Origin of the sequence: Mucilaginibacter sp. (assembly GCF_028288185.1) — a bacterium.
GTDB lineage: Bacteria > Bacteroidota > Bacteroidia > Sphingobacteriales > Sphingobacteriaceae > Mucilaginibacter.
On record NZ_JAQBOF010000026.1, the window covers coordinates 1 to 12174 of the forward strand.

Sequence of the window (12174 nt, forward strand, 5' to 3'; positions counted from 1 at the left end):
GCGGAAACTACCATCTTCCATACGCTCAAACGTAGTTGATAAGATAATGGGTTGTATAACTGCCCCGGTTGTTTCATCGGTATGATTGCCCGCGTGTATGGCAATGGTTTCTGTTTTCATATTGCAAACTTAACAGATTTGCAGTATTATCTGTAGGGATAAGGTGGGTTTCCTGGCAATGATTTAAAACCCATCGTTAAAGTCTTGGCGATTTTTCACCCGCCATTGCCTGTACCCTCACAGGTAATCAGAAAATCAGGGAGGCTCTCTGTGAAGACATAGACAGCGGCGATAATTTTATAAATCTTAAGTACTCTTTTTTCCAGTAAAAAAAAACAAAAAAATGCAAAGTATATTAATTAAAATTTTCATTAACTTTATTGCACAATCATAAATTAGATCAACCAATTTTCGCGGCTTACGCTATAGGTTTATAATTGGAGGAAAATATGCCTAAACTAACTCTATATCACAATAAATTGCCTTTAACAGAAATAAATAACCATGAAAAATTTAAGAGGATTTTTGCTGCTGCTAATTATGGTATCAGCATTTGCTACAACAGTTAACGCACAAAAAAAAGATAAAAAAATGACCAGGGACTCTATCCAGGCAGCAGCTGTGGAAAGACTTCTTATTTCAAAAAAATTTATATTTACTGCCGAATATGCATCTCCTGCACAAGGTGGAGGAATTTTATTAAATAGTTATTATTATCTGGAAATTACCCCGGATGTGGTAAGTTCAGTTCTTCCTTACTATGGTACCACTTATTCTGGTGGTGGCACCAGTGAAAGTAGTATAAAACTTTCGACAAAAAATTTCGACTACTCTGGTGTTAAAACAGCAGCGGGCCACTGGTATGTTTCTATCAAGCCAAAAGATTCGACCACCGAACAAGAGTTAGTGTTAGATGTTAAGAACGATGGCACTGCCAGTTTAGTGGTGCTCAGCAAAGGCCGTGGACGAATGAGTTATACGGGAATTATAGAGGCAAAAGAGGAGAGTAAATAATTAATGATACAGTCAGTTAGCTGTCAAACCTTAATACAACATCGCCCATCTTACCCTTTTTATCGGGCGTTATAATATGCGTACTCGGTTTTAACGATTGAAAAAACAGCCATTCCCCGCGGCATTGCCCGATGAAAAAGCCGCGGCATCAACACCACCCTCTAATTTAGCTAATACGTTTTCTAACGATGTACGGTTAGGGTTTGCTGCCCGGCTATAAATATAACCTTAGCGGAAACTACCATCTTCCATACGCTCAAACGTAGTTGATAAGATAATGGGTTGTATAACTGCCCGGTTGTTTTATCTGTATGATTGCCGGCGTGGATAGCAATGGTTTCTGTTTTCATGATAATTCAAGTTACCACAATAATTATAAATATCAAGCTAACTTTTTTTAATTTTACGATAATTATACAGCTATGAAAATATCTCAACCTATACTTATTGCTTTGCTTATAGCAATAGCATTCACACTATCATGCAAGCAAAACGGAGCGTTAAACAGTCTAGATACAAGTTTTAATTCATGGAAATCTTACAAAGCCAGCGTAAATAATTCTTACGCCTACAACTATACCAAAAGTTTATCCACTGGTATTAGTACAATAACTACCATTACGGTGCAAAACGGAAAAGTAACCCAACGCGATTTTTTGGAATACAAATATGCTGTACCGCCCACCAGCAATATAGCCCTTAAAGATACATTAACCGCCTGGCATGAAACAGCCGCCGATTTGAGTACCCACACAGGGGCTTTGCCACTTTATACGTTAGACGATATTTACGACCTGGCAAAAAACACATGGTTAAAAGTAAGTACTGCCAATAACAATGTTTATTTCGAGGCTAAGAATAACGGATTGATATCAACAGCCGGCTATGTCACCAAGAATTGCGAGGACGATTGTTTTATTGGAGTAAATATTAGCAATATCAAGCCATAACTGTCTGCGAAGTTCCCGCGTATATGGCAATGGTTTCTGCTTTCATGATAATTCAATTACCACAATAATTATAAATAATGAGGTAATATTTTTATATTTTTACTTAAACAAACCATTATGAAATTCATAAAACTACTAATGGTTGTTGCTACGGTATCGGTAACAATCTTATTATCATGTAAAAAAAGTGGTGCAAACTCCGATTTCGATAAAAGCTATGGAGCTTGGTTAGCTTATAAGGCAAAAGTAAATGATACCTATGCTTATATTGCAATAAAAGGGGATCAATCAACTGTATACTCCGAGACAACGATCAAGGTTGTACAGGGTAATATCACTACCCGAGATTTTTTTAATTACGAATACAAATACACCGCAGGTAACAATACTCCGACTAAAGTTTTGTCTGTAGAATGGCATGAAACAAGTAATAATATAGGTACTCACGGTACAGACGCTGCAGATTTGTATACATTAGATGATATATATTACAGGGCTCAAAATATTTGGTTAAAGGCAGATAAGAGTAAAAATGTGGTGACCTTTGAGAGTAACAACAATGGTATGATATCAGTTGCCGGTTATACACCAAATACATGTAAGAGTGATTGCTTTATAGGCATCAATATCAAGTCGATTACTAATTAATTTATTCCCCATAACCCACCACTATTTTAAAAAACGAGGTGATTCACAAAAGTGATTCACTCAGATTTTTAAATTTTATAAAAATGAGATAATTTACTAATTTACAATAAGTTAATTCTGTTGACCTCAAGTTTTGGTACTGATTCAGGGTGATTCATCCGCTTTCATCAAAGTTCTTATTATCAATAATTTACAAGTAAAAAGTGATTCAGGTGATTCAAAGTGATTCACTTTTTGTGAATCACTACAATGCCTAAACTGATATTAAAAGTTACACCATCATTACAGTAACATTTGTTATTTTTGCCAAAACATTTATTGATGGGTGCTGAAAATAATTTACAAGTATTATTACAAGATCCGGGTTTATCTGCCGATTTAAAACATATTGCCCAAAAAGTGTTTAGTCACGAGCGGATCACTTTTGACGAAGGCGTTGTACTTTTTGAAAAAGGGGAGTTAGGATACCTGGGCGTTTTAGCCAACTACATCCGCGAGGAGCGCCACGGCGATAAGACTTACTTTAACCGTAATTTCCATATCGAGCCTACCAATCTGTGTGTTTACGATTGTAAGTTTTGCTCGTACTCACGCCTGCTAAAGCAAAAGGAGCAGGGCTGGGAGTATACCATGGACGAAATGTTTGACATGGTTGTTAAGTATGATAATGAGCCGGTAACCGAAGTACATATTGTAGGTGGTGTATTACCACAATACGATGTGCCTTTTTATGTAGAGCTATTTCAACGCATAAAAGCACATAGGCCCGAATTACATGTAAAGGCATTAACCCCGGTTGAGTATCATTACATATTTAAGAAAGCTAAAATTGATTACGCCACCGGCATGAAAATGATGCTGGATGCCGGCCTGGAATCGATACCCGGTGGTGGTGCAGAGATTTTCCATCCCGAAATAAGAGAACAGATTGCCAAAGATAAATGTACCGCCGACCAATGGCTGGCGATACACGAGGAATGGCATAAGCTGGGCGCACGGTCAAACGCTACCATGCTATATGGCCATATAGAAGAGTATAGGCACCGTATAGACCATATGGATCGCTTGCGTCAGTTGCAGGATAAAACAGGCGGTTTCCAAACGTTTATCCCGCTAAAGTTCCGTAACCAGGATAACCAGATGTCGCATGTGCCTGAATCGACAGTGGTTGAAGATCTGCGTAATTATGCTATATCACGTATCTACTTGGATAACTTTGATCATATTAAGGCTTATTGGGCAATGATAAGCCGTACTACCGCACAGCTATCATTAAACTTTGGTGTAGATGATATCGATGGTACGCTGGATGATACCACCAAAATATACTCGATGGCTGGTGCCGAGGAACAAAACCCGGGTATGAGCACCAAACAATTGGTTGAGCTAATAAAACAAGTTGGCCGTTACCCAATAGAACGTGACACATTATACAACGTAGTTACCGACTATAACGACTATCAGTTTGCTGAAGAGCCAAAACCGCAATACTATAAATTACCAGTGATAAATTAGTTCATTTGTTCACTGGTTGATTAGTTCATTGGCGATAGGATTGAGAATTTTAATATAACTATTGGTCTAACGTTCATGCAAATACCAATGAACAATTGAACTAATGAACCAATAAACTAACATGATAAAAACACTATACATAGTCCGCCACGGACAAACAGATCTGAATAAGCAGGGCATTGTGCAGGGAAGGGGTAGAGACACCGACCTTAATAATGAAGGCCGCAAGCAAGCAGATCTGTTTTACAAGGTTTATAAATCTGTTCCGTTTGATAAGATTTATATATCAGAGCTTAAACGCACGCAACAAAGCATACAACAGTTTATTGACCTGGGTATTCCGTACGAAAAGTTATCCGGGCTGGATGAATTAGCCTGGGGTATCTACGAAGGCATGCCAAGTTCGCCCGAAACCAAGGCTGCCTTTTTAAAACTGATGCGCGATTGGGTTGGCGGTAAACTGGATAGCAAATTTGAAAACGGCGAAAGCCCTAACGAAGTCAGGTTAAGACAAATAGAAGCCTTGCGCATCATAATGAGTCATACCGAGGAGGATAATGTACTTATCTGTATGCATGGACGGGCAATGCGTTTATTGTTGTGCTTGCTCACCGGTAAACCGCTTACCGAGATGGATAGCTTCCCACACCAAAACCTGGTTTTATATAAAGTTATCTTTGATGGAGAAAAATACCATATCGAAAGCTTTAGTAATGCAGACCATTTAAAACACGACTAACACACTTCTGTGAAAAAAATTAAAATATCAGCTGTAAGCTACACCAATACCAAGCCTTTTTTATACGGTATACAACATACCGACATCATTAACAAAATAGATCTTAGCCTTGATATCCCGGCAGATTGCGCCCAAAAACTAATTGATGACGAGGTTGATATTGGCCTTATCCCTGTTGCTGCTACGTTAAATTTACCTTATTGGGAAATTGTATCGGCTTACTGTATTGGGGCTGTTGGGGCCGTTAATTCGGTGTTTATATTTAGCAATTGCGATATACATGATGTAACCAAACTACAGCTTGATCCTGAATCGCGCTCATCTAATAACCTAGCCAGAGTTCTGTTAAAAAACTATTGGAAGATACAGCCCGAGTTAATCACCAATTCCACCGACTATTCAGTCGACAAAAATACAAACACCGCGTTTGTACAAATAGGAGACCGTACATTTGGTAAGAAAGATAAATACTCATTTGTTTATGACCTTGCCGAAGAATGGCAAAAGTTTACCGGCCTGCCATTTGTATTTGCCGCATGGATAGCCAATAAACCCATCCCGCAAGACTTTATTACCGAGTTTGATCAAGCATTAAAAAACGGGCTTGACCATAGGGCAGAGCTGCTTAAAGAATTACCTGCAAGGGCCGATTTTGACCTGAAGGACTATCTGATGAACAGGCTTGATTTTGATCTGACCGAGGATAAGCGGAAGGCACTTTATCTTTTCCTGGATTATTTAAAGGCACTGTAATTTAGTCTGCCGTAAAATATTTAATAAAACTAACCTGTAGTGGTTGTAAAGGCTATGCCTGTTAAAAGCCAGCCGGATAGTATTAAAACCAACAACAACTTTCTATATACCACTTAGTACAGCCCAACGTTACCGGCATTGTAAAACTAAGTGCTCAGGATAAATTCGATTCAGACTTTATTGCTAATATCCCGGCAAACTCAAAGGTAGGGCGTTGGCCAAGGGCAAGACTTATTACCGGATATTTTACAATAATAGCATCGGCTTTGTACCTAAGTGGACGTTGTATATTAAGTAGTCTGTCCTTTTTCGTCTGTTTTTCTTAATTAAAAATATTGCTCCTATAAATAGGCCGGGGTTAAATTTAGTAACAATTTATAAAGTGCACAAAACTGCCTTTTTTTACTTCTTTACTGTCCTTTTTTTGTGTAAAAAACCAGTTACAAGGCTAAAAATGCACTTTTTGGTGATTTTTGAAATTGTAGATATTGTAATTTATACACTAAGTAGTTTTAAAATTTATAATTTAATATAAAATTCATGTTATAATTATAATATATTCATAAAAGTTTATTATAATTTTAATTAATGGCAAAACTGTAGTACTTTTGTTATCAATAATTAAAAATAAAAATACCATGAAAAAATTAATAATGACCGCAGTGATCGCTACAATGATTAGTGTAACTGCATTTGCCGATGGTGGCAAAAAAACAATCGCAACTGGCGAAGAGAGCATAACATATACAGTACTTGCTCAATTTAAATCTGATTTTTCAACTGCAAGTAATGTAGCCTGGACAGTAACATCAAATTGCCAGAAAGCTACTTTTACTGAAAACAACATTAGCTATACCGCTTTTTATGATTTGAACAACGAATATTGGGGTGTATCACAAGATGTTGCTTACACTACTCTGTCAGAATCTATTAAAAACAAAATAGCTAAAAACTACAAAAGCTATGAGGTTAAGGATGTAACCAAATTCGAATCGAAAGATGGCGAAGAGCCGGTTGTATATTTTGTTAGCCTTAAAAAGGCTGATGACAAAATTGTTTTGACAATAGCACCCGACAACGAAATTATGAACGTTGAAAAGAACTAATTAAGTAAACACGCAAAAAATCAAGCCTTTATGTTTAACACATAAGGGCTTTTTTATTTTCGGCTAAATAAATTATGTAATGTCTATGTAAATACTGGATTATTTTTATTTTACCTATTGTTATTTAAAACAATCGCTGTAACTTTAAAAATAAATTCAATTTAAAACAGATATATCATGAGTTTAAGATTAGGCGATAAAGCCCCGGATTTTACAGCTGACTCCTCAGTAGGAGAGATCAATCTTTATGAATACCTTGGCGATGGCTGGGGCGTTTTATTTTCGCACCCTGCAGATTATACCCCGGTATGTACTACCGAGCTTGGCCGCACCGCTGCATTACAAGACGAGTTTGCCAAACGTAATGTTAAAGTATTAGCACTAAGTGTTGACTCTGCCGATTCGCACCGTAGCTGGATCAAAGATATCAATGAAACACAGGGAGTTGATGTACAGTTCCCGATCATTGCAGACGAGGACCGTAAAATTGCTGAGGCTTATGATATGATCCATCCAAACGCGTCTGTAAACGCTACGGTACGTTCATTATTCATCATCGGCCCTGATAAAACTATCAAGTTAATCATCACTTACCCGGCATCAACCGGAAGGAATTTTGTAGAGATATTACGTGTAATTGACTCATTGCAACTTACTGCATACCATAGTGTTGCCACACCTGCCGACTGGAAAGATGGCGAGGACGTAGTAGTTGTTCCTGCTATTAAAACAGAAGATATCCCGGCAAAATTTCCTAAGGGCTTCAGAGAGGTTAAACCATACTTACGCTTAACTCCACAACCGAATAAATAATTTTATTTGGATAAGTAAATAATTTTATATATTTGGAAAAGGGAGTGTATTTATTCCGCTGACTATTAATACCATTTGTACTCAGTTTGGCATAAATCGATATTCTTAAAAACAAATTATTAATACTATTATATTATTATGAAAACTGGAAAAGTAAAATGGTTTAACACACAAAAAGGTTACGGCTTTATTGTTACCGAAGACGGTAAAGATCTTTTTGTACACTTTAAGGATGTGCAGGGCGGCGTAAACGCTATTAAAGATAATGATAGCGTTGAATATGAAGTGGAAGATGGCAGAAAAGGCTTACAGGCAGTAAATGTAAAAAAAGTATAATTTACTTACCCCGGAACTAAAAGACCTCTGTAAACCCAGGGGTTTTTTTTTGTCAAAAAAATTTCAATGATCTGCCTATTTCACCTACATTAGGCCAACCAATTATTTTATCAATTATGACTGATGCCTTATCGGCCAAAGCCACCCGGAATGTTGTTTTTTTAGTAATAGTAGCCGCTTTAGGCTATTTTGTTGATATATATGACCTTGTGCTATTCTCGATAGTGCGGGTTAAAAGTTTACATGACATCGGCGTGTCCGAGGCTGATATCCGTTTAAAAGGCGTTTATGTTATCAATATGCAAATGTTTGGCCTGCTGTTGGGCGGCATAATGTGGGGCATAATAGGCGATAAATACGGGCGCATAAAAGTATTGTTCGGGTCGATATTCCTATACTCGGTAGCCAATTTTGTTAACGGCATGGTGCATGATCTGAATAGCTACGCCATCATTCGTTTGATAGCAGGCATAGGCCTGGCCGGCGAACTTGGCGCGGGCATTACACTTGTTAGCGAAACCTTAAGCAAAGAGCGTAGGGGGTATGGCACCACCATTGTGGCCATGATAGGCCTTTTAGGCGCTGTAGCCGCGGCTTATGTAGGTAAGTATGATTGGCGTACCGCTTACTATGTTGGCGGTGGCCTGGGCATTGTATTACTGTTATTGCGGATGGGCACATTCGAGTCGGGTATGTTTAAAAACATTGCCGATACCGGGGTATCAAAAGGCAACATCCTGATGCTGTTTAACAACCGTAAACGTTTTTTAAAATACCTGTATTGTATATTAATTGGCGCGCCGCTATGGTATGTGGTAGGCGTACTGGTAACACAATCGCCAGAGTTTGGTAAGGCTTTGGGCGCCAAAGCGCCGCTTAGCGCGGGCACTGGTATTTTATATACCTACATTGGCATATCTGTAGGTGGGATATTTGCCGGAGTGCTGGCACAATTGACCAAATCAAGAAAACTCACTATGCTGATATTTTTATTGTTATCAGTAATTAGCGCGATTTGTTATTTAAGCGCTAAAGATATAACCACCTCGCAATTTATATGGCTATGTTTCTTTATGGGTTTCGCGGTTGGGTATTGGGCCACGTTTGTTACCATCGCGTCCGAGCAGTTTGGTACCAACATACGGTCTACCGTTACTACCACCGTACCCAATTTTGTACGCGGATCATTAATACCGGTAAACGCACTGTTTAATATGTTTGTGCTACATTATGGCATGATACAAAGCGGCTATATAGTGATGTTCATACTTACGGCCATTGCATTATTCGCGCTGAGCCAGTTGAAAGAAAGCTTTAGCAAGGACCTGGATTATATTGAGGATGATGGGGTGAATATGACGACATAGGACACGCAATAGATTTGACAATTTTTAAAAGTTGTCAAATCTAAGACTCATCTTTAAATCCAAAATCGCATTTTTGCGCCAATGATTAACAAAGAACAAATAGCCGCCGATTACCAGGTTATCCAGGACGAAATATGCCGGGCATTAGAAGCTGTAGATGGTAAAGCCAAATTTGAAGAAGAAAAGTGGGAGCGGGAAGGCGGCGGTGGCGGCCGCACACGTGTTATACAAAACGGTAATATATTCGAAAAAGGTGGTGTGAATTTCTCGGCTGTTGAAGGCGAATTACCCGAGGCCCTTAAAAAAGGGCTGAAGATAGATAGCGATGATTTCTTTGCTACCGGTGTTTCTATCGTGATCCATCCTAACCATCCACTGGTACCCATCATCCACATGAACATCCGCTATTTTGAAATGCCATCATCATTTGGCGAGGGCAAAGAACCTGTACGCTGGTTTGGCGGGGGCATAGACCTTACGCCACATTATATTGTTGATGATGATGCCAAATACTTCCACACTAGTTTAAAAGCGGTTTGCGACCAGTTTAATGCCGATTTTTATACCCGTTTTAAAAAATGGGCCGATGATTATTTTTTCATCAAACACCGTAACGAAACCCGTGGTATTGGCGGGATTTTTTATGATCGTTTAACGGCATCTGAAGATATGAGTTGGGATGATATATTTGCTTTCTCTAAAGCGCTGGGTCGGTCGTTTATCCCAATCTATACCGAGTTGGTAAATCGTCATAAACAAGAAACTTTTACCGCCGATCAGCAGCAATGGCAATACCAGCGCCGTAGCCGCTACGCCGAGTTTAACCTGGTTTATGATGCCGGTACCAAATTCGGGCTGGAAACCAATGGCCGTATAGAATCTATATTGATGAGTCTGCCGCCGACAGCAAAATGGCTATACAATTACCAGGCACAACCGGGCAGCGAAGAGGAGCGGACGTTATCGTTATTAAAAAAAGATATTAACTGGGTCTAGGTATGCAAAAGCTGCTGTTTTCGTTGTTTTTATTAATGACTTTTTCTTCAGATAAAGAAGTGAAAACGTTTAAAGGTACCTGGGAATATCGTGGCGGCAAATTCAATAACAAACTATCGGCAGCGCCAAAAGACTATACCCAACAAAGAAAATATACCGATAAAACCTTCGATGCTTTCCTACTGGAAAAAGGTGAAAAAGCTATGAAGTATGAAAGCGGAAATTATACGCTAAAAGGGGATAGTTGTATAGAAACTCAAACATATAGCATGCAGGCATCTAAATTGCTTAATATTGCTGTACACTATCAATACGCTATCCGAAATGACACGCTTATTTTAAACGGGAAATTACCGAGCGGAGCGGTGATTGAGGATTATTGGAAGAGGGTGAAGTAAAATTATTATTAATTTAAAAAATGAGAACTAAAAACTACCTTATCACGACAATTATTGGATTGATTTTTTTCATCAGTTCATGCGCAACCTACTATATCCCTGTTGATAGTTTTAAGCAACAATTGCAAACAATAGACACTTCGCAATATAGATTGGTCACTACAAAAGGGCCATTTGGCGATGTAGTTAAGTACAAAACTTATCCAATTGATATCATTAAATGTGTTGATAAAAATGGGGGTCGGTTTGCATTAACAAACAGCCCAGCATTAGAGATCCGTTTTACAGATAATAAGAATAAGAGAACTACCTTTTATTTTGATCGGATCTTCGTCAATGGAAACGTTATCACTGGTTCTCAATCTAGATTTATATCTTCTATTAGAGCCACCATTTTGTTAGATAACGTTAAGACCATCGAGATACAAGACGGAAGAAAAAAATATCGTTACATTCAATAAAAAGAGTAATTGCTTTTACCTTATCTTATCCAAAGTTATTGCCGAATTATCGTTCATTAATTCTTTAAAATGCACATTATCAACTATGGCTACTTTGGCGTTTGTCCAGCTATGCCATTGTAAAAAGTATGGCGCTTTACCCTTGTAGGTATTCAGTACTTCCATTTCGTCAAACTTTCCATAGGATTGCTGATGAGGGCCTACTTCTCCATCAGTAACTAGCTTACCGAGCTTTAGCAATGCCGGGTAATCATCAAAGGCGGGCACTTTTGGATAGTTATCCAACGCCACTATATCAACATATTTGTCGCCCGGATAAAAAACGGCAGGAGCAGGGTAGGAATTGCCTGCGATATTTGGTGCATATACCCAAATCAGGTTATTAAGTCCATAATCTTTTGTAAACACATTGTACATATCTATCCAAAGCGCAGCATAATCTTTTATATTGGTCGGATTTTTTGCATCATTAATGCCCCACCAAAACCAGTTGCCATTCATCTCGTGGAATGGCCGCCATATCACCATTACACCGGCATCTTTTAATTGTTTCAGCGCTTTTGCTATGTTATTTAATTCGGCACGATAGCTGGCTTTCTCTTTCGAGTCGGGCGCATCCTTCAATAATTTTTTAAGGTCAATAGCGTCCTTGTTAGCAATTGCATCCCATCGCACATCATAGCCATCTTTAAAGGGGCAGTCGGCATGCCAGCTAATGGTTACCAATCCGCCTTGCTGCCAATGTTTTATGGCATATTCATTTTCTTTTTGCAGATCAGCGTTAGCGAACCAGCCATACTCTAAGCCTATCAACGCAGGGTACTTACCGGTAGAATCATACAGCCGCTGAAAATTCTTTTTATACTCCAACGAAACATCGGGCGATTGGCTGCATTGCTGCCCCACAATTACCTGTTTATTATTAACAATGGTTTTAAAGTAGGATAGGATGCCTTTTTTGCTTCTGTCGGTAAGCTTGGGGATAGGTGTTTGGGCCATTCCGTGTAAACAGGCCGTCAACAAAAAAGGAATAAGTATAGCGTAAAAACTGATTTTCATAGGGTACAAATTGTTAGAT

16 protein-coding genes are annotated in these 12174 nt (G+C 38.6%); 13 read left to right on the top strand and 3 right to left on the bottom strand.

Annotation, left to right across the window (positions count from 1 at the left end; all coding sequences use genetic code 11):
• Positions 1–504: 504 nt before the first annotated feature.
• On the top strand, positions 505–1014 hold the full coding sequence (locus tag JWQ34_RS10185) for a DUF4251 domain-containing protein (RefSeq protein WP_299357141.1): 510 nt from the start codon (positions 505–507) through the stop codon (positions 1012–1014).
• A gap of 90 nt (positions 1015–1104) precedes the next feature.
• Here JWQ34_RS10185 and JWQ34_RS10190 read toward each other — a convergent pair whose 3' ends face one another.
• Positions 1105–1236 carry a PLP-dependent transferase gene (locus JWQ34_RS10190; RefSeq protein ID WP_299357179.1) on the bottom strand — a complete coding sequence of 44 codons (132 nt, stop codon included), beginning with the start codon at positions 1234–1236 and terminating at the stop codon, positions 1105–1107.
• Positions 1197–1364, bottom strand: a complete 168-nt coding sequence (locus JWQ34_RS10195; protein ID WP_299357142.1) for a hypothetical protein — start codon at positions 1362–1364, stop codon at positions 1197–1199. The genes JWQ34_RS10190 and JWQ34_RS10195 overlap by 40 nt, the downstream gene beginning before the upstream one ends.
• Before the next feature lie 72 nt (positions 1365–1436).
• Between JWQ34_RS10195 and JWQ34_RS10200 the strand changes: the two genes are divergently transcribed.
• From JWQ34_RS10200 to JWQ34_RS10255, 12 genes are all read left to right on the top strand, one after another.
• Entirely contained in the window at positions 1437–1964 is a 528-nt protein-coding gene (locus tag JWQ34_RS10200) for a hypothetical protein (protein WP_299357143.1), read from the top strand.
• 117 nt (positions 1965–2081) lie between these two features.
• Positions 2082–2612 (top strand): hypothetical protein, encoded by a 531-nt coding sequence (locus tag JWQ34_RS10205; protein ID WP_299357144.1) that lies wholly within the window; start codon positions 2082–2084, stop codon positions 2610–2612.
• Positions 2613–2933: 321 nt separating this feature from the next.
• Positions 2934–4127: an aminofutalosine synthase MqnE gene (mqnE, locus tag JWQ34_RS10210; protein WP_299357145.1), complete on the top strand. Its 1194-nt coding sequence runs from the start codon at positions 2934–2936 to the stop codon at positions 4125–4127.
• A gap of 121 nt (positions 4128–4248) precedes the next feature.
• Positions 4249–4866, top strand: coding sequence for a histidine phosphatase family protein (locus JWQ34_RS10215; protein ID WP_299357146.1), 618 nt, complete (start codon positions 4249–4251; stop codon positions 4864–4866).
• Positions 4867–4875: 9 nt separating this feature from the next.
• The gene (locus tag JWQ34_RS10220) at positions 4876–5619 is read left to right on the top strand and encodes a menaquinone biosynthesis protein (RefSeq protein WP_299357147.1); all 744 of its coding nucleotides are present in this window, start codon (positions 4876–4878) and stop codon (positions 5617–5619) included.
• 638 nt (positions 5620–6257) lie between these two features.
• The gene (locus JWQ34_RS10225) at positions 6258–6725 is read left to right on the top strand and encodes a hypothetical protein (protein WP_299357148.1); all 468 of its coding nucleotides are present in this window, start codon (positions 6258–6260) and stop codon (positions 6723–6725) included.
• A gap of 177 nt (positions 6726–6902) precedes the next feature.
• Positions 6903–7538: a peroxiredoxin gene (locus JWQ34_RS10230; protein WP_299357149.1), complete on the top strand. Its 636-nt coding sequence runs from the start codon at positions 6903–6905 to the stop codon at positions 7536–7538.
• A gap of 138 nt (positions 7539–7676) precedes the next feature.
• The gene (locus JWQ34_RS10235) at positions 7677–7874 is read left to right on the top strand and encodes a cold-shock protein (protein ID WP_299357150.1); all 198 of its coding nucleotides are present in this window, start codon (positions 7677–7679) and stop codon (positions 7872–7874) included.
• A gap of 116 nt (positions 7875–7990) precedes the next feature.
• Positions 7991–9241 carry an MFS transporter gene (locus JWQ34_RS10240; protein WP_299357151.1) on the top strand — a complete coding sequence of 417 codons (1251 nt, stop codon included), beginning with the start codon at positions 7991–7993 and terminating at the stop codon, positions 9239–9241.
• Between the two features lie 81 nt (positions 9242–9322).
• The gene (gene hemF / locus JWQ34_RS10245) at positions 9323–10237 is read left to right on the top strand and encodes an oxygen-dependent coproporphyrinogen oxidase (RefSeq protein WP_299357152.1); all 915 of its coding nucleotides are present in this window, start codon (positions 9323–9325) and stop codon (positions 10235–10237) included.
• A gap of 2 nt (positions 10238–10239) precedes the next feature.
• Positions 10240–10635: a hypothetical protein gene (locus tag JWQ34_RS10250; protein ID WP_299357153.1), complete on the top strand. Its 396-nt coding sequence runs from the start codon at positions 10240–10242 to the stop codon at positions 10633–10635.
• A 20-nt stretch (positions 10636–10655) separates the two neighbouring features.
• On the top strand, positions 10656–11096 hold the full coding sequence (locus JWQ34_RS10255; protein WP_299357154.1) for a hypothetical protein: 441 nt from the start codon (positions 10656–10658) through the stop codon (positions 11094–11096).
• A 15-nt stretch (positions 11097–11111) separates the two neighbouring features.
• Here the strand turns inward: JWQ34_RS10255 and JWQ34_RS10260 are convergent, their stop codons facing one another.
• Entirely contained in the window at positions 11112–12155 is a 1044-nt protein-coding gene (locus JWQ34_RS10260) for a glycosyl hydrolase (protein WP_299357155.1), read from the bottom strand.
• Positions 12156–12174: the final 19 nt, after the last annotated feature.